General features: G+C 70.8%; 18 protein-coding genes. 8 read left to right on the top strand and 10 right to left on the bottom strand.

Annotated features, from left to right (window positions below):
• Positions 1–161: 161 nt before the first annotated feature.
• Positions 162–1,601, bottom strand: coding sequence for a glutamate decarboxylase (locus AB0D31_RS27405; RefSeq protein WP_362727967.1), 1,440 nt, complete (start codon positions 1,599–1,601; stop codon positions 162–164).
• 67 nt (positions 1,602–1,668) lie between these two features.
• Positions 1,669–2,034, bottom strand: a complete 366-nt coding sequence (locus AB0D31_RS27400; RefSeq protein WP_267058746.1) for a YbjQ family protein — start codon at positions 2,032–2,034, stop codon at positions 1,669–1,671.
• 153 nt (positions 2,035–2,187) lie between these two features.
• On the opposite strand from AB0D31_RS27400, the gene AB0D31_RS27395 reads away from it, so the two are divergent.
• A complete protein-coding gene (locus AB0D31_RS27395) occupies positions 2,188–2,883 on the top strand; it encodes a VTT domain-containing protein (RefSeq protein ID WP_362727965.1) in 696 nt (231 codons plus the stop codon).
• Positions 2,884–2,948: 65 nt separating this feature from the next.
• On the opposite strand, the gene AB0D31_RS27390 is transcribed toward AB0D31_RS27395, so the two are convergent.
• Together AB0D31_RS27390 and AB0D31_RS27385 are read right to left on the bottom strand one after the other, a co-directional pair.
• Positions 2,949–4,598, bottom strand: a complete 1,650-nt coding sequence (locus AB0D31_RS27390) for a threonine/serine exporter family protein (RefSeq protein ID WP_362727963.1) — start codon at positions 4,596–4,598, stop codon at positions 2,949–2,951.
• Between the two features lie 210 nt (positions 4,599–4,808).
• Entirely contained in the window at positions 4,809–5,303 is a 495-nt protein-coding gene (locus AB0D31_RS27385; protein WP_100577700.1) for an inorganic diphosphatase, read from the bottom strand.
• Positions 5,304–5,436: 133 nt separating this feature from the next.
• Between AB0D31_RS27385 and dacB the strand changes: the two genes are divergently transcribed.
• The 7 genes from dacB to AB0D31_RS27350 all read left to right on the top strand — a co-directional run bounded on the left by dacB (position 5,437) and on the right by AB0D31_RS27350 (position 14,049).
• Positions 5,437–6,903: a D-alanyl-D-alanine carboxypeptidase/D-alanyl-D-alanine-endopeptidase gene (dacB, locus tag AB0D31_RS27380; protein ID WP_362727961.1), complete on the top strand. Its 1,467-nt coding sequence runs from the start codon at positions 5,437–5,439 to the stop codon at positions 6,901–6,903.
• A 49-nt stretch (positions 6,904–6,952) separates the two neighbouring features.
• Positions 6,953–8,092 carry a zinc-dependent metalloprotease gene (locus AB0D31_RS27375; RefSeq protein ID WP_362727959.1) on the top strand — a complete coding sequence of 380 codons (1,140 nt, stop codon included), beginning with the start codon at positions 6,953–6,955 and terminating at the stop codon, positions 8,090–8,092.
• A 209-nt stretch (positions 8,093–8,301) separates the two neighbouring features.
• Positions 8,302–9,381, top strand: coding sequence for a tRNA lysidine(34) synthetase TilS (tilS, locus tag AB0D31_RS27370; protein WP_362727957.1), 1,080 nt, complete (start codon positions 8,302–8,304; stop codon positions 9,379–9,381).
• Between the two features lie 75 nt (positions 9,382–9,456).
• Positions 9,457–9,996: a hypoxanthine phosphoribosyltransferase gene (hpt, locus tag AB0D31_RS27365; protein ID WP_120727895.1), complete on the top strand. Its 540-nt coding sequence runs from the start codon at positions 9,457–9,459 to the stop codon at positions 9,994–9,996.
• A 212-nt stretch (positions 9,997–10,208) separates the two neighbouring features.
• Positions 10,209–12,236, top strand: a complete 2,028-nt coding sequence (gene ftsH / locus AB0D31_RS27360; protein WP_362727955.1) for an ATP-dependent zinc metalloprotease FtsH — start codon at positions 10,209–10,211, stop codon at positions 12,234–12,236.
• A gap of 118 nt (positions 12,237–12,354) precedes the next feature.
• Entirely contained in the window at positions 12,355–12,960 is a 606-nt protein-coding gene (gene folE / locus AB0D31_RS27355) for a GTP cyclohydrolase I FolE (RefSeq protein ID WP_362727953.1), read from the top strand.
• A 90-nt stretch (positions 12,961–13,050) separates the two neighbouring features.
• Positions 13,051–14,049, top strand: coding sequence for an aldo/keto reductase (locus AB0D31_RS27350; RefSeq protein ID WP_362727951.1), 999 nt, complete (start codon positions 13,051–13,053; stop codon positions 14,047–14,049).
• 27 nt (positions 14,050–14,076) lie between these two features.
• Here the strand turns inward: AB0D31_RS27350 and AB0D31_RS27345 are convergent, their stop codons facing one another.
• The 6 genes from AB0D31_RS27345 to AB0D31_RS27320 all read right to left on the bottom strand — a co-directional run bounded on the left by AB0D31_RS27345 (position 14,077) and on the right by AB0D31_RS27320 (position 17,694).
• The gene (locus AB0D31_RS27345) at positions 14,077–14,556 is read right to left on the bottom strand and encodes a DUF3180 domain-containing protein (protein ID WP_362727973.1); all 480 of its coding nucleotides are present in this window, start codon (positions 14,554–14,556) and stop codon (positions 14,077–14,079) included.
• A 126-nt stretch (positions 14,557–14,682) separates the two neighbouring features.
• A complete protein-coding gene (gene folK, locus AB0D31_RS27340) occupies positions 14,683–15,297 on the bottom strand; it encodes a 2-amino-4-hydroxy-6-hydroxymethyldihydropteridine diphosphokinase (RefSeq protein WP_362727949.1) in 615 nt (204 codons plus the stop codon).
• Positions 15,294–15,653 carry a dihydroneopterin aldolase gene (gene folB, locus AB0D31_RS27335; RefSeq protein ID WP_053731208.1) on the bottom strand — a complete coding sequence of 120 codons (360 nt, stop codon included), beginning with the start codon at positions 15,651–15,653 and terminating at the stop codon, positions 15,294–15,296. The genes folK and folB overlap by 4 nt, the downstream gene beginning before the upstream one ends.
• A 238-nt stretch (positions 15,654–15,891) precedes the next feature.
• Entirely contained in the window at positions 15,892–16,353 is a 462-nt protein-coding gene (locus tag AB0D31_RS27330) for a nuclear transport factor 2 family protein (protein WP_362727947.1), read from the bottom strand.
• Positions 16,350–17,222 (bottom strand): dihydropteroate synthase, encoded by an 873-nt coding sequence (gene folP / locus AB0D31_RS27325; RefSeq protein WP_362727945.1) that lies wholly within the window; start codon positions 17,220–17,222, stop codon positions 16,350–16,352. The genes AB0D31_RS27330 and folP overlap by 4 nt, the downstream gene beginning before the upstream one ends.
• A 16-nt stretch (positions 17,223–17,238) precedes the next feature.
• Positions 17,239–17,694, bottom strand: a complete 456-nt coding sequence (locus AB0D31_RS27320; protein WP_362727943.1) for a MarR family transcriptional regulator — start codon at positions 17,692–17,694, stop codon at positions 17,239–17,241.
• Positions 17,695–17,793: the final 99 nt, after the last annotated feature.

Raw genomic sequence — 17,793 nt, 5'->3', positions numbered from 1 at the left:
GGGTGGGCAAGCGCCGTCGGGGTCTGGGGCGGAGCCCCAGGGGGCTGCACTCTCAAGTAGCCGCACGGGCGGGTGGGTGGGCAAGCGCCGTCGGGGTCTGGGGCGGAGCCCCAGGGAGCTGCACCCTCAAGTAGCCGCACAGACGGGCAGCGCGCCGCAGGCTAGTGGTGGAACGCCGTCGCCTCCGATTCGTCCCGCCCCAGCGGAGCGACCTGCCGGCGGAGTTCGGGAAGCAGACGGCTCAGGTCCTCGATGAGGAGCCCCGCCAGGTCGGAGGAGAAGCCGTTGCGGCACACCACCCTCAGCACCGACAGGTCCTCCCGGTTCGCCGGGAAGGTGTACGCCGGCACCAGCCAGCCCCGCTCCCGCAGACGCCGCGAGACGTCGAACACGTCGTACCGGTCGACATCCGGCGCCGTGGTGAAGGCGAACACCGGCAACTCCTCGCCGCGCGAAAGGAGTTGGAAGTCGCCGAACGCGTCGATCCGCTCCGCGAGCCCCCGCGCAACGTCCCGCGTGGTCTGCTGCACCGCCCGGTACCCTTCCCGCCCGAGCCGCAGGAACGTGTAGTACTGCGCCACCACCTGCGCCCCCGGGCGCGAGAAGTTGAGCGCGAAGGTCGGCATGTCGCCGCCGAGGTAGTTCACCCGGAAGACCAGCTCCTCCGGCAGCTCCTCCGCCGTGCGCCACAGCGCCCAGCCCACCCCCGGGTACACGAGCCCGTACTTGTGCCCCGAGGTGTTGATGGAGGAGACCCGGGGGAGCCGGAAGTCCCACACCAGGTCCTCGTCGAGGAAGGGCGCGATCATCGCCCCGGACGCCCCGTCGACATGGACCGGGATGTCCAGACCCGTACGCTCCTGCAAATCGTCGAGCGTCGCGCACAGCTCGGCGATCGGCTCGTACGACCCGTCGAAGGTCGAGCCGAGCACCCCGACGACGCCGATCGTGTTCTCGTCGCAGAGCGCCGCCGCGGCCTGCGGGTCGAGGTGGAAGCGGTCGCCCTCCATGGGCACCTGGCGCGCCTCGACCTCCCAGAACGTACAGAACTTCTCCCAGCACACCTGCACGTTGACGCCCATGACGAGGTTGGGGCGGGCCTCGCGCGAGGGGTAGCGGTCCGCGTTGCGCTTCATCCAGCGCCGCTTGAGCGCCATCCCGGCGAGCATGCACGCCTCGCTCGACCCGGTGGTCGAGCAGCCGACGGTGGTGCTCGGGTCGGGCGCGTGCCAGAGGTCGGCGAGCATGGCCACACAACGCCGCTCCAGCTCGGCGGTGCGCGGATACTCGTCCTTGTCGATCATGTTCTTGTCGCGGCACTCCGCCATCAGCACCCCGGCCTGCGGCTCCATCCAGGTGGTGACGAACGTCGCCAGGTTGAGCCGGGCGTTGCCGTCGAGCATCAGCTCGTCATGGACCAGCTGGTGCGCGGTGTCCGGGGGCAGCGGCCGGTCGGGCAGCCGGTGCCGGGGCGGCGCCGAGGTCATCGAGCCGACCGGGTCCGCCGCCCCGAAGAAGGGGTTGAGCGCGAGCCGCCCGAACTCCGTATCCCCTCCTCCTGCGTCGTGCTCCTTCTTGCTGCCGCCGCGGTGCAGTGCCATGGAGAGCCAAGTTCCTTTCGGGGGAGGGGAGTTCGAGGATGTGACATCCGCCGGTGGTGGTCCCGGGTCAGGCGCGGGCGATGATCACCGCGGTCCCGTACGCGCACACCTCCGTGCCCACGTCCGCCGCCTCTGTGACGTCGAACCGCATCATCAGGACCGCGTTGGCGCCCCGCGCCTTCGCCTGGGCCACCAGGCGTTCCATCGCCTGGTTCCGCGTCTCGACCAGCGTCTTGGTGAGCCCCTTGAGCTCGCCGCCGATCATCGACTTGAGGCCGGCGCCGATCTGGCTGCCCAGGTGACGGGAGCGCACGGTGAGGCCGAAGACCTCCCCGATGACCTGCTGCACGGTGTACCCGGGCACGTCGTTCGTGGTCACTACCAGCACGTCCGACTGCGGGCCCTGTCCGCCGCCGTACTCCTCGATGCCCATGCAGTCCGCCTTCCGGTAGCCCTTGTCGGCCCGTGTCAGTGTCGGCCATCTCAAGCCTGCCCCTGGAACCACGCTTTCGCGCGTTACGTTGATAACTTTGGCTGCCGACGGCAGACAGCCCGACCGACACCCACACCCAGGAGCCCGGTACCCGTGACTTCCCTTGCCCTCGGACCGAGCTGGCTGGACCCCGACTATCTGCTCCAGACCTTCGGCCTCGTCGGGCTGCTGATCATCATCTTCGCCGAGTCCGGCCTGCTCATCGGCTTCTTCCTGCCGGGTGACTCGCTCCTGTTCACCACGGGCCTGCTCGTCACCACGGGCAAGCTGGACACCCCGCTGTGGCTGGTCTGCCTCCTGGTCGTGTTCGCGGCGGTCCTCGGCGACCAGGTGGGCTATCTCTTCGGCAAGAAGGTGGGCCCGTCCCTCTTCAGCCGGCCCGACTCCAAGCTCTTCAAGCAGGAGAACGTCGAGAAGGCCCACGAATTCTTCGAGAAGTACGGTCCGAAGTCGCTGGTCCTGGCCCGCTTCGTGCCGATCGTGCGCACCTTCACGCCGATCATCGCGGGCGTCTCCGGGATGAACTACCGCTCGTTCGTCACCTTCAACGTCATCGGCGGCAGCCTGTGGGGCGCGGGCGTGACGCTGCTGGGCGCGGCGCTCGGCAATGTGCAGTTCGTGCACCAACACATCGAGCTGATCCTCGTCGCGATCGTGCTGATTTCCGTGGTCCCGATCGCGATCGAGTTCCTGCGGGCCCGCTCCAAGGCGAAGGAGAACCCGCAGACGGCCCCCGAGGGTCCCGGCCAGGCCCCGCCGCGCGGCGGCGGCCGGCACGCCAAGCGCTGACCCCGCCCAGCGCGGCCCCGGGGCGCTGACCCCGGCCCCCGCGGCTGCGGTGTGCCGAGCCCGGGTCAGAAGCCCCGGGTCCGCTTCGCCGCGGCGCGGCCCGCGCCCGGGGAGCGCAGGAACAGGCGGGCGACCTCGTTGCCGAGGTTCACGCCGATCGCGATGGCCAGGGCGAGCGCGATGGCCTTGGCGAGGGAGGCGACGCCCGTGTTCAGGTGGTTCTGGGCGATCGAGAGGACCCCGAAGTACGTGGCGCTACCGGGCAGCAGCGGCCCGATCGCGGCGGTCACGTACAGCAGCGCCGAGGTGTTCCAGTACCGCGAGAGCAGCTGGCCGAAGAGGCCGACCAGGCCGGCCGCGACCGCCGTCGCCATGATCGGCGAGCCTTTCGCGGTGACCGCGATCGCGGCGTACACCACCCAGGCGACGCCGCCGTTGGCGGAGACGATCAGGACGGTGGAGCGGTCCTGTTGCAGCAGGATCGCGAAGGTCAGGCAGAGCACCATCGACGCGAGGATCTGCACGATCGGCCGGTTGGTGGGCTGGAAGGTGCCTTCAGGGTTGAGCTCGGCGTGGATCTGGAGTCCGCCGTACAGGACGGACAGGACACCGACGACGATCGCGACGAAGAAGTACCCGACTTCGAGCAGCCTCGCGGACGCGGTCACGTAGAACCCTGTGAGGCCGTCCTGGACGGCCGCGACCAGGGCCCGCCCCGGGATCAGTGCGAAGAGCCCACCGGTGATCACGGCGGACGGCCGGAGGTTCCAGGAGAGCAGACTGAGCGCCACGCCCATCGCGGCGGGCGGCATCGCGGCCACCACGAACTGGTAGAACTCCGGCAGTCCGCGGGCCGCGCACAGCCAGGCGAGCCGGTCGCCGAGGACCGCGCCGACCGCCGCCACCAGGAAGACCGTGACGCCGCCGCCGAGCAGCACCGAGGCGGCTCCCGCCAGGATTCCGCAGGCGGTGGTGAGGACCCAGCCGGGGTAGGGGTGGCGGTTTCGGCGGATCTCCGCGAGGCGCCGGTAGGCCTCTTCGAGGGAGACCTCGTGGTCCTCGCTGGTCATGTCCGTGACGAGCCGGTGCACGGCCGCCAGACGGGTGTAGTCGGTGCCGCGCCGGCGCACCGTGCGGTTGGCCGTCACCGGGTCGTCCACAAGGGACGGCTGGTAGGTGATGCCGAGCATGGTGAAGGTGACCGTGGGTTCGCTGCGGTCGAGGCCGTAGCTGCGGCAGATCGCGAACATCGCGGCCTCGACGTCCTCGGCGCCCTCGCCACCTGCGAGCAGCAGCTCGCCGATACGCAGCGTCAGGTCGAGTACGCGGGGCACGGCGGGGCCGGTGTCGTCGTGCTTCTGCACCGGCTCGGCCACCGGCCGGTCGCCGACCGGCATCCGCAGCATGGTGCGCATCCGGTCCTGCCAGGGCGCGTCCTTGGAGAGCCGCACCAACGGCATGGCGCCGGTGGTGGTCATCGGGTTCGGCGTGTCCCGGGCGGTGTACGCGCTCGGCGTGGTGAACGCGGACGCGGGCTGCTCGGCGGGCGACTCCACGACCGGGGTGGCGAGACCGGCCGGAAGCGCGAACTCGGAGGTCGGCGAGTCTTCCTCGGGCACCTGCGGCTGCTCCACGCCCTCGGGGGGTGCGAAGGCACTGCGCGCCTCGTCGGACTGCGGTTTGCGGTCCTCGACCGTGTCGTGCTGCTCGGCCATCACTGGTCCCGTGCCTCCCTCCAGCCACTTCGGGTCCGTGTGCCCAGTATGTGGGGCACCATCACGTGGCACGACAAGGGGAGGCGGGGAGGTGATCTTCGTGCGTGATCTTCATGCGTGATCTTCGTGTGCGGTCTTCGTGCGCGGGTCCTACGACGACGGGCGGCACACCCGAGGGTGCACCGCCCGTTCGCTACGGAAGTGCGCGCGTCAGTGCGCGCCGCCCTGCGCCTCAAGGCGCTTGTAGGAGGCCTCGACCTCGGCCTCGGCCTCGACGCGGCCGACCCAGTCGGCGCCCTCGACGGACTTGCCGGGCTCCAGGTCCTTGTAGACCTCGAAGAAGTGCTGGATCTCCAGGCGGTCGAACTCGGAGACGTGGTGGATGTCGCGCAGGTGCTCGACGCGCGGGTCGGACGCCGGGACGCACAGCAGCTTGTCGTCGCCGCCGGCCTCGTCGGTCATCCGGAACATGCCGATCGCGCGGCACTTGATGACGCAGCCCGGGAAGGTCGGCTCGTCGAGCAGGACCAGGGCGTCCAGCGGGTCGCCGTCCTCGCCGAGGGTGTTCTCGACGAAGCCGTAGTCGGCCGGGTAGCTGGTCGAGGTGAAGAGTCGACGGTCCAGGCGGATCCGGCCGGTCTCGTGGTCGACCTCGTACTTGTTCCGCGATCCCTTCGGGATCTCGATGGTGACGTCGAACTCCACGGGTGGCTCTCCTCCATGATCAGCACATGCATCGGACGGGGCTGCGTCGACCGTCATGTTCGCGGCGGGACGCAGTTCTGGTGATTAAGTGTCCCTCACGCAGGTGTGTGATCGCGAAAGGGGCTGGTCCTCGGTGTCGGGACCCAAGACATGGCAGCTCACAGCGGGTGCGGCGGCGATCGGCCTGGCCCTTGCGACCGGGGCCGCGGCCCTGGCGGGACCGTGGGACTCAGGTCAGCGTACGGCCGAGCGCGCACGGGCCGCATCGTGGGACGCCAGGGGTGGCGCACATCACCAGCGCCCCGCGGATGCGGATGCTCCGGCTCCGGCCCCGAGCGCGCCCAGCGTGCTCGCGGCGCTCGGCGCTGTCGGGGGCGCGCCCGTCCCGGCCGCCCTGCCCGCGGCGCTCGCCCCGCTGCTCGCCGACCCCGCGCTCGGCCCGCACCCGGCGGGCTCGGTCCTCGACACCGCCACCGGACAGGTGGTGTACGCCTCCCGCGCGGACGTCGCGATGACGCCGGCCTCCACCACCAAGATCGCGACGGCGACCGCGGTCCTCACCGCGCTCCCCGCCGATCACCGCTTCACCACCGCCGTGGTGGCCCCGGCCGACGGCTCGGCGCTCACCCTCGTAGGCGGCGGCGATCCGACCCTGGACCGGGCGCGCCTGGCCGCGCTCGCCGACGACACCGCCCGCGCGCTGCTCGCCCGCTCCCTCGACCACGTCCGACTCACGTACGACGCCTCGCTGTTCACCGGCACCGCGGTGCATCCGATCGGGCCGAACGAGAACCTCGCACCGGTCGTGGCCCTGATGACGGACGAGGGGCGTACGCAGCTCCCCGCCGGTTCAGCCGATTCCGCTGGTTCCGCCGGTTCCGCCGGTTCGGCCGGTCTGTCCGGCGCGGAGGAGAGCGGGCCCGGCGCGCGTACCGCCGACCCGGCGGGCGACACCGCGCGGGCCTTCGCCCGGCTGCTGCGGGACCGCGGGGTGCGGGCGGACGACCCGGTGGCGGGCGGCAGACCCGCGGGCGCGACCACGGTGGCGAGTACGCGTTCCGCGCCGCTGACCGAGATCGTCGAGCGGATGCTGACCGAGAGCGACAACGACATCGCGGAGGCCCTCGGCCGGCAGACCGCGATCGCCACCGGGAAGCCCGCGAGCTTCGAGGGCGGCGCCGCGGCCGTGGCCGCCCAGCTCGCCAAGGCCCAACTCCCGCTGAACGGGAGCGTGTTCACGGACGGCAGTGGGCTCAACCGCGCCGACAGGCTCACCGCGGACCTGCTCACCCGGCTGCTCGCGCACGCCGCCGACCCGGCCCACCCCGAACTGCGGCCGATCCTCACCGGCCTGCCCGTCGCCGGGTTCACCGGCACCCTCAGCACCCGCTACGGCACGACCTCGGCCGCGACCGGCCTCGTCAGGGCGAAGACCGGCACGCTCGGCGGCGCCGGGGTCAACACCCTGGCGGGCACCGTCGTGGACGCGAGCGGCCATCTGCTGGCGTTCGCGTTCCTCACGGCGGGCACGCCGGGCGCCGACCCGGCGCCCGCGCAGCGCGCCCTGGACCGGCTCGCCACCCGGCTCGCGGCGCACTGAGCTTCGCCGACCGGGTTCCCTTGCGGGGACGACAACGTACGGTTGACGCATGACTGGCATCGGCGGTGCAGGTACCTCTGGGATGGTCGACTGGAACCTCGCGGTCGCGACCGCGACCCGACTGGTGCGGCCGGGCCCCGACGTGAGCCGTGACGAGGCGCGAGAGATCGTCGCCGAGCTCCGTCGGCACGCCAAGGCCGCCGAGGAACACGTACGGGCGTTCACCCGGATGATCCCGGAGGGCGTCGAACCGGAGGACACCCCCGTCCTGGTCGTGGACCGGGCCGGATGGGTGAAGGCCAACGTGGCCGGCTTCCGCGAGATCCTGCGGCCCCTGCTCGACAAGATGCAGGAGCGCCGCGGCAACAGCCCGGCGGGTGCGGTGTTCGGCGCGGTCGGCGGCAAGGTCACCGGCGTCGAGCTCGGCATGCTCCTGAGCTTCCTGTCCTCGCGCGTCCTCGGGCAGTACGAGACCTTCGCGCCCGCGAGCCGGGACCTTCCGGCGGGGCCGGGCGGCGGCGGCCGGCTGCTGCTCGTGGCGCCCAACATCGTGCACGTGGAGCGCGAACTCGACGTGCCCCCGCACGACTTCAGGCTCTGGGTCTGCCTCCACGAGGAGACCCACCGCACCCAGTTCACGGCCGTGCCCTGGCTCCGCGACCACCTGGAGAGCGAGATCCAGGCGTTCCTCGCCGCCACCGAGGTCGACCCCATGACCGTCCTTGAGCGGCTGCGCGACGCGGCGCAGTCCCTGGCGGGGGGCCGTCCCGAGGGCGAGGAGGACGACGGGGGCCGCTCCCTGGTCGAGCTGGTGCAGACGCCGGCGCAGCGCGAGATCCTCGGCCGGCTCACCGCCGTGATGTCCCTCCTGGAGGGCCACGCCGACTACGTGATGGACGGGGTCGGGCCGCAGGTCGTGCCCTCGGTGGCCGAGATCCGCGAGAAGTTCAAGGAGCGCAGGGCCAAGGGCGCCTCCCGGCTCGACATGGCGCTGCGCAAGCTCCTGGGCCTCGACGCCAAGCTGCGCCAGTACCGCGACGGCGAACGTTTCGTGCGGGCCGTGGTGGAAGAGGTCGGCATGGACGGCTTCAACCGCGTGTGGACCTCTCCGAACACCCTTCCTACGAAGTCCGAGATCGCCAAGCCGGCGGAGTGGGTCGCGCGGGTGCACCGCAAGGCGGAGTCCTGACCTGACCGCCGCCGGTGGCGGGTGTCAACGCGGGAATCACCCATCCGAGGGACCGTGGGGCATGGGTAGGCGTGCAATGCTCGGGTAACGGCTCTGTTCTGTCACCATCTACGCACTCTGTGTGACTTGACGACCCTCCTGCTCCCCCTGTTCCCCCCGCATCCTCTCCGCGCAAGAGGCACCCCCAACTTCACCGAAGGGCACCGGACATGGGTCCCCATCCTGCGGTCGCAGCGATACGCCTGGCGGTTCGCCGCGTACTCCACGACGTACTGAACGAACACTCCCGCGACCACTCCCGCGACCACCACAGCGCCGAGACGCCCGTGACCGCGGGGGCCCCCGCCGGTCGGGGCACGGGCGTTCGCACCGCGCCCGAGCCCCTCGTGCTCGTGGCCTGCTCGGGCGGCGCCGACTCCATGGCGCTCGCCTCCGCCCTCGCCTTCGAGTCCCGCAAGCTCTCGCTGCGCGCCGGCGGGATCACCGTCGACCACGGCCTCCAGCACGGCTCGGACCTGCGCGCCGCCGAGGTCGTCTCCCGCATGACCGCCCTGGGTCTGGACCCCGCCGAGTCCGTCGCCGTGCGCGTGGGCCGCGAGGGAGGTCCCGAGGCCGCCGCCCGGGACGCCCGCTACGCCGCCCTCGACGCCGCCGCCGAGCGCCACGGCGCCGCCGCGATCCTGCTCGGCCACACCCGCGACGACCAGGCCGAAACGGTGCTGCTCGGCCTCGCCCGCGGCTCCGGCACCCGCTCCCTGTCCGGCATGGCCGCCGTCTCGGGGGCGGCGGGCCGCTACCGGCGTCCCTTCCTGGAGCTCGACCGCCAGACCGCGCGCAAGGCCTGCATGGTCCAGTCGCTGCCCGTCTGGGACGACCCGCACAACGCCGACCCCGCCTACACCCGCTCCCGGCTGCGCCAGGAGGGCCTGCCCGCCCTGGAGAAGGCGCTCGGCAAGGGCGTCGTCGAGGCGCTCGCGCGCACCGCCCAGCTCTCCCGCGACGACGCCGACGCCCTGGACGCCTGGGCCCAGCAGGCCGACGCCTCCGTACGGGACGAGGCGGGGCTCCTTGAGTGCGCGAAGCTCTTCGCGCTGCCGCCCGCCGTACGGCGCCGGATCGTACGCCGCGCGGTGATCGAGGCGGGCTCACCCGCCGGCTCGCTCTTCGCCCGCCATGTCGAGGAGGTCGACAAGCTGATCACCAGCTGGCGTGGTCAGCGGGCCATCAATCTCCCGGGCCGCGTCGTCGCGCGTCGGCAGGGTGGCAGACTGGTCATTCGGCAGGGCTGAGCTCACGCACGTAACTCGGCTCGCTTACGGACAACAGAAACCCCCAAGAAAGCGGCCCGGGTGAACGAGAAGGACATGGGCACCGACCTCCAGTCGGTGCTCATCACCAAGGAAGAGATCGACGCGAAGCTGGCGGAGCTGGCCGGGAAGATCGACGCGGAGTACGCGGGCAAGGACCTGCTCCTCGTCGGTGTCCTCAAGGGCGCCGTCATGGTCATGGCGGATCTGGCCCGCGCGCTGTCCACCCCGGTCACCATGGACTGGATGGCCGTCTCCTCGTACGGTGCGGGCACCCAGTCCTCCGGCGTCGTGCGGATCCTCAAGGACCTCGACACCGACATCAAGGGCAAGCACGTCCTGATCGTCGAGGACATCATCGATTCGGGTCTCACCCTGTCGTGGCTCCTGTCCAACCTCGGATCGCGCGAGCCCGCCTCCCTGGAGGTGTGCACGCTGCTCCGTAAGCCGGATGCCGCAAAGGTCGCCATCGACGTGAAGTGGATCGGCTTCGACATTCCGAATGAATTCGTCGTGGGCTACGGCCTCGACTATGCCGAGAAGTACCGCAATCTCCCCTTTGTCGGGACGCTCGCCCCGCACGTGTACGGCGGCTGAGGCAACCCGTTCCGAATCGGGGAACCACAGCCCGCCCCGCGCCGTTGGAGCATGGGAAGGGCCCTTTGTCAGCCGTACCGTGCGACCACGGGTGACAATGCTGGGGTACCGTCCGAAGAACAGTCTTTACGCAGAGACTTAGTCAGTCTTAGTCACAGTCACAGCAGCATTTACTACGGGCAGGAGGGACGGGGCGTTCTCGCTCCGTATGGATGGACGTGAAGCGATACTTCCGTGGGCCGGTCATGTGGATCGTGCTGGCCGTCCTCGCCGTGGTCGTGCTGATGCAGGTCGTCGGCTCGGGTGGCGGCTACAAGACGGTCGACACATCCGATGTCGTTCAGGCGATCAGCAACAAGCAGGTCGAACAGGCCAAGATCACCACAGGTGACAGCCAGGTCATCAAGATCGACCTGAAGGACGGCCAGAAGGTCAAGGGCAGCAGCAAGGTCCAGGCGAACTACATCGGGGACATCCAGGCGAGCTCGCTCGCCGACCAGCTGCAGGGCAGCGTCAAGGCCGGTGACATCCCCAAGGGCTACACCGTCTCGCCCGACAAGCAGAACCCGTTCCTCGGGATCCTGCTCTCGCTGCTCCCCTTCGTCCTCATCGTCGTGGTCTTCCTGTTCCTGATGAACCAGATGCAGGGCGGCGGCTCCCGAGTCATGAACTTCGGGAAGTCCAAGGCCAAGCTCATCACCAAGGACACCCCGAAGACGACCTTCGCCGATGTGGCGGGGTCCGACGAGGCGGTCGAGGAGCTCCACGAGATCAAGGAGTTCCTCCAGGAGCCGGCGAAGTTCCAGGCCGTCGGCGCCAAGATCCCCAAGGGCGTGCTGCTCTACGGCCCGCCCGGCACCGGCAAGACCCTGCTCGCCCGCGCCGTCGCGGGAGAGGCCGGTGTTCCCTTCTACTCGATCTCCGGCTCCGACTTCGTCGAGATGTTCGTGGGTGTGGGCGCCTCGCGTGTCCGCGACCTCTTCGAGCAGGCCAAGGCGAACGCCCCGGCGATCGTCTTCGTCGACGAGATCGACGCCGTGGGACGTCACCGCGGCGCGGGCCTCGGCGGCGGTCACGACGAGCGCGAGCAGACCCTCAACCAGCTGCTCGTCGAGATGGACGGCTTCGACGTGAAGGGCGGCGTCATCCTGATCGCCGCCACCAACCGGCCCGACATCCTCGACCCGGCGCTGCTGCGCCCCGGCCGCTTCGACCGCCAGATCGCGGTCGACCGCCCGGACATGCAGGGCCGTCTGGAGATCCTCAAGGTTCACCAGAAGGGCAAGCCCGTCGCCCCGGACGTCGACCTGTCGGCCGTCGCGCGGCGCACCCCCGGCTTCACCGGCGCCGACTTGGCGAACGTGCTGAACGAAGCGGCGCTCCTCACGGCGCGCAGCAACAAGAAGCTGGTCGACAACCACGCGCTCGACGAGGCGATCGACCGTGTGGTGGCGGGTCCGCAGAAGCGCACGCGGATCATGTCCGAGAAGGAAAAGAAGATCACCGCGTACCACGAGGGCGGTCACGCCCTGGTCGCCGCGGCTTCCCCCAACTCGGACCCGGTCCACAAGATCACGATCCTGTCGCGCGGCCGGGCCCTGGGTTACACCATGGTCCTGCCGGACGAGGACAAGTACTCGACCACGCGCAACGAGATGCTCGACCAGCTGGCGTACATGCTGGGCGGGCGCGCGGCCGAGGAGCTCGTCTTCCACGACCCGACGACGGGCGCGGCCAACGACATCGAGAAGGCCACGGCCACCGCTCGCGCGATGGTCACGCAGTACGGCATGACCGAACGTCTGGGCGCGATCAAGTTCGGCGGCGACAACACCGAGCCGTTCCTGGGCCGCGAGATGGGGCACCAGCGCGACTACTCGGAAGAGGTCGCGGCGCTCGTCGACGAAGAGGTCAAGAAGCTCATCGAGACGGCGCACAACGAGGCCTGGGAAATCCTGGTCGAGAACCGCGACATCCTCGACAAGCTGGTCCTGGAACTCCTGGAGAAGGAGACCCTCAGCAAGGAGCAGATCGCCGAGGTCTTCTCCGGCATCGTCAAGCGCCCGGCCCGCCCGGCCTGGACCGGCTCCTCGCGGCGTACGCCGTCGACGAGGCCTCCGGTGCTCTCGCCCAAGGAGCTGGCGCTGACCAACGGCGCCACCACGAGCGCCAACGGCTCCGCGCCGCTGGAGACGCCCACGGAGGCCCTGCCGGCCCCCGAGGACCGTCCCGAGGCCTGAGCCCCCGGGGCCCGCACCGGCCCCGGAATGCATGCCGCGCCCCCCAGGTTCTAGCCTGTGGGGGCGCGGGTGTTTTCCGGCCATGCGCCATGAATGTCAGTCGAGGAACGAGGCACAGATGACCGACCCGGTGACGCTGGACGGCGAGGCCAAGATCGGCGAGTTCGACGAGAAGCGAGCCGAGAACGCCGTGCGCGAGCTCCTCATAGCGGTCGGCGAGAACCCGGACCGCGAGGGGCTCAAGGAGACACCGGCGCGGGTGGCGCGGGCGTACCGGGAGATCCTGGCGGGTCTGCGCCAGGAGCCGGAGGACGTTCTGACGACCACGTTCGACCTGGGGCACGACGAGATGGTCCTGGTGAAGGACATCGAGATCGTTTCCGTCTGTGAACACCATCTGCTGCCGTTCCACGGGGTGGCCCACGTCGGCTACATCCCCGCCGAGTCCGGCAAGATCACCGGTCTGTCGAAGCTGGCCCGTCTGGTGGACGTGTTCGCCCGCAGGCCGCAGGTGCAGGAGCGACTGACCACGCAGATCGCCGACTCGCTGATGCGGATCCTCGACGCGCGCGGCGCCATCGTCGTGATCGAGGCCGAGCACATGTGCATGTCGGTGCGCGGCATACGCAAGCCCGGCGCCAAGACCATGACGTCGGCGGTGCGCGGGCAGCTGCGCGCCCCGGCGACGCGCAGCGAGGCGATGAGCCTGATCATGGCCCGCTGAGGCCGTCCCGCTGAGGCCGGCCTGCTGAGGGTCCGTCCAACTCCAGGACGGGGCCTGCCGGTTGGGCGCCGGCCGTGACAGGCTCGGGCGATGACGGAACAGAATTTGCCAGTCCGCTCTCTCGGTGACCTGGAAGTCTCCGCGCTCGGCTTCGGTGCCATGGTCCTGTCGCCGGGGATCTACGGCGACATCGACGACGACCGGGGCGAGCGCGCACTGCGGGCGGCGCTGGACGCGGGCGCGACCTTCATCGACACCTCCGACGGCTACGGCGCGGACGGCCACAACGAGCGGCTCGTCGGCAGGGTGCTCACGGGGCGCCGCCGCGAGCAGGCCGTCGTGGCCACCAAGTTCGGCTTCCGGATCCCCGAGGGCGCCGAGCCGCACCCCCTCCCGGTCGGCTACGCCTTCGGCGAGCTCGCGGTCAACGCCGCCCCCGAGCACGTACGGGGCTATGCGGAGGCCAGCCTTCGGGCGCTCGGCACGGAGTACATCGACCTGTACTACCCGCACTTCCCCGACCCGCAGGTGCCGTTGGCCGACACGGTGGGCGCGGTCGCCGAACTGGTCGAGGCCGGCCTCGTGCGCCATCTCGGCCTGTCCAATGTGACGTCCGACCAGCTGCGGGCGGCGCACGCCGTGCACCCGGTGGCCGCGGTGCAGGTCGAATGGTCGATGTGGCGGCCGATCCCTCCCGAACTGCTCGCCACCGCACGGGAGTTGGGCGTCGGCATCGTGCCGTGGTCGCCGCTGGGGCAGGGCTTCCTCGGCGGCGCGGTGGAGACGGTCGGGGAGGGCGACTTCCGTCGCCACATGGGCCGGTTCGACGCGGCCAACCTCAAGGCGAACACCGACCGGTTCGCGCCGGTGCGCGGGGTCGCCGACGAGCTGGGCATCACCGCGGCGCAGCTGGCGCTCGCCTGGCTGCTGCACCAGGACGAGCACACGGTGCCGATCCCGGGCAGCCGCACCCCGGCCCACATCGAGGAGAACCTCGCGGCCGGGCGGATCGAGCTGTCGGCGGCCGTTCTCGCGCGCCTCGAAGAGATCCTGGCGCGCACCCGGATCGAGGGCGGCACGCTGCTGTAGCCGTGGCCGAAACCGGCGTGCGGGGTCTCAGGTGACCGGCGCCGTGGTGTCGTCCTCGTCGTCGGGGAGCTTGCAGACGCGCTCCAGGAAGAACGCGGCGGCCACCACGGCGATGCCGGCCAGGACCGAGAAGCCGGCGTAGATCGCCTGGTCGCGGCGGGACGGCACGTCGAGGTAGCTCAGCAGATAGACGCCGGTCCCGCCGTACATCCCGCAGACCAGGGCCGCGACCAGGGCACTGGCCTGGCCGAAGACCACCGCGCGCGCCGCCATCAGGGGCTCCACGCCCTTGGCGCCCGGCCGGCGCTCGCGCTGGGCGCGCAGCCGGGAGCGGATGGACAGGGCGGTGGCGAGCAGGATCACGGCGATCACCGCGAGCACGATGGGCGCCGCGATCGGCACGCTGGGCAGCGTGGCCACCGCGTCCCACAGCCGGGCGCCCGCCCAGGAGAGCACTCCGGCGATGACGAACAGTCCGGCCAGTACGCCAAGCCGCAGTTGCTTCACGGAGTAGTGCCCTTCGCGTCTCTCGGTGGTCAGGTCGAAGCCGGTGCGCCGCGGCGCACCGAGGGGGCGCGGGTCGTGCGGCACCTTCCGCGGCGCACCCGGTGGCCACCCTCAGAAGCGTAACGACTACTCGGGCAGCCGGAGTTCCAGATCGGCGCGGGCGAGCACGCCTTCGTGGCCGACGCCGCTCAGCAGGTCGGCGACCGCGCCGTGGCCGGGCAGCTGGGCTGCGGGATCCACGTCGTGCCAGGGGGCGAGCACGAAGGCACGCTGGTGGGCGCGGGGGTGAGGGAGCGTCAGGACCGGGTCGTCGGAGACGACATCGGCGTAGGCGACGATGTCCACGTCAATGGTGCGCGGGCCCCAGCGCTCTTCGCGGACCCGGTCGAAGGCCTCTTCGATGGCGTGGCCGCGCTCCAGGAGCGAGGCCGGCGGCAGGGTGGTCTTCACGACGACGACCGCGTTGAAGTACGAGGGCTGGGAGTCGGGGTCGACGCCCCAGGGCTCGGTCTCGTAGACCGGCGAGACGGCTTTGACGCGCAGGCCCGGGGTGTCCTCCAGGGCGTCGATGGCGCCTTGGAGCGTCTCCAGGCGGTTGCCGAGGTTGGAGCCGAGGGCGATGACCGCGCGGCGCGGGTTGTTGAGCGTCACGTCGGCCGCGTCGACCTGCTCGACCACGGAGGCGGGCACCGGCTGTACGGTCGGGTCGCTCTGCGCGGCCCCCTGCGAATACAGGCTCATACTCGGCTCCGGGTGATGGTGATGGTCACGTCGTCGAACGGGACGGTGATCGGCGCGTCGGGCTTGTGGACGACCACCTCCACCTCCTGGACGCCTTCGTGCTTGAGGCACTGCTGGGCGATCCGCTCGGCGAGCGTCTCGATCAGGTCGACGGGCTCGCCCTGGACGACGTCCACGACTTCCTCGGCCACCACGCCGTAGTGCACGGTCTTCGCCAGGTCGTCGTCGGCCGCCGCGAGGCGGGTGTCGAGGCCGAGCACCAGGTCGACGATGAAGGTCTGGCCTTCCTCGCGTTCCCGGGGGAAGACGCCATGGTGTCCACGGGCCTTGAGGCCGCGCAGCGCGACACGATCCACGCGAATCACTCCTGCTGTCGTTGGTCAGACGGACATGCGGCCGCGTGCGGGCGGCACGGTGCCCACAATCGAATCTACCTGCGGGCACTGACAGTGCTCGCCCATGGGGGCTATGGACAGATCCTGACAGGCCTGGTAGCCGCCCCTACCCGATGGCTCCGGGTTCAACCCTCGAAAGCTTCCGATCGTGCCCGGATTCAGTCCTCTTCGGGCCCCGTTCACGCCTCTTGAGGCTTCTTCAGGCCGCGTCCGGCTCCTCGTCGCCCGATTCGGTGAGCACCGGAGAGCCGTGGTGGGACCAGAGCCGCCACCCTTCGGATGTGCGGCGGAACACATTGGTGGCGACGACGAGCTGGCCGACGAGGGGCCCCAGCTCGCCGCTCTCCTCGGCGGGGCCGCCGCTGAGAATGTTCTCGGTGCAGGTGACCAGGGCGGTGTCGCCGAGCACGACGGCCTTCACATCGGTCAGGAAGAACTGGATGTACTCGGTGTTCGCCATGATCAGCGCGTACGAGCGGAGCACCTCGCCGCGCCCGGAGAGGACCGGCCAGCCCGGGTGGACGCAGGAGATCCCGGTGTCGCCGGCCACGGTCGCGCTCAGCCAGAGCTCGGACAGCTCCTCGAAGTCGCCCCGCTCCAGGGTTTCGTAGAACGCGGTGTTGGCGCGCTCGACCGCCTCGATGTCCGAACGGGGGCTCACCGGGCTCCCTCGACGGCGCGGGCCACGCGGACGGCGTCGGCGGTGGCGCGCACCTCGTGGACGCGTACGGCCCAGGCGCCCTCGTGGGCGGCTATGGCGGAGACGGCGGCGGTGGCCGCGTCGCGTTCGCGGGCCGGCGGCGGGGCGCCTTCGTCGCCGGCCAGGACGTGGCCGAGGAACCGCTTGCGGGAGGCGGCGACCAGGACGGGCCGGCCGAGCGCGCGCAGTGCGGCGAGGTGGGCGACGAGGGCGAGGTCGTGCTCGGCCTGCTTGGCGAAGCCGAGGCCGGGGTCGATGAGGAGGCGCTCGGGGGCGATGCCGCCCTCGATGACGGCGTCGATACGGACGCGGAGTTCGGCGACGACCTCGCCGACCACGTCGGTGTAGACGGCGCGGCTGTTCATGTCCTGGCTGAAGCCGCGCCAGTGCATGACGACGAAGGGGGCGCCGGTGGCGGCGACGGCGGGGATCATCGCGGGGTCGGCGAGGCCCCCGCTGACGTCGTTCACCAGGACCGCGCCGGCGGCGATCGCCTGTTCGGCGACGCGAGCGCGCATGGTGTCGACGGAGACGGTGACGCCCTCGGCGGCCAGGCCCCGCACGACGGGGATGACGCGGCGCAGCTCCTCGGCCTCGTCCACGCGGGTGGCGCCGGGGCGGGTCGACTCGCCGCCGACGTCGACGAGGTCGGCGCCCTCGGTGACGAGGTCGAGGCCGCGCTTGACGGCGATCGAGGTGTCGAACCAGCGGCCGCCGTCGGAGAAGGAGTCGGGTGTCACATTGACCACGCCCATGACCGCGCAGCGGTCCCACGCGGGCAGACCGGCGACGGTCCCCCGCCCGTTCGGCCGCCCGTTCAACGTACTCATACGTCAAGCGTAGGCGTCAGGCGGAGGTTCCCGGACCATGGCCGGGGGCCGGGAAGAGGCGCTCCAGGAGGTCGTGCAGGGCGACGCGGTCGGCGTCGGGGAGCGAGTCGAGGGCGGTGTGGGTGGCAAGCATGCCCGTGCGCACCGTCTCCACCGTGCGCGTCCCTTCGTCGGTGAGGACGACGTTCTTGACGCGGCGGTCGGTGGGGCTCGGCTCGCGGCGCACCAGGGCGCGCGCTTCGAGACGGTCGATGATCCCCGTCACATTGGACGCGTCGCAGTGCAGCGTGGTGGCGAGCGAGCGCATGGAGGCGGGGCCCCGGCGCAGCACGGTCAGGGTCTTGGCCTGGCTGGAGGTGAGGCCCTCGTCGGCGGCGGCCGACGTGAAGTCGCCGTAGAAGCCGGCCAGGGCGTCCCAGATGGCGTCCACGAGCGTGAGGTTGCTGACGGCGGTGGGGCGGGTTCCAGGCATGCGGCCCACTGTACCCGCGGTTCGAGCGAAACTTGACTACCTCAACCTTTGATGTTTACCTTCATTAAGTTGCTTGAGGTAATCAAGCTTCCCTTTTGC

Origin of the sequence: Streptomyces sp. NPDC048361, from assembly GCF_040651795.1 — a bacterium.
GTDB lineage: Bacteria > Actinomycetota > Actinomycetes > Streptomycetales > Streptomycetaceae > Streptomyces.
Note: the sequence above shows the minus strand (reverse complement) of the source record. Positions and strands in the feature narration are given on the sequence as shown.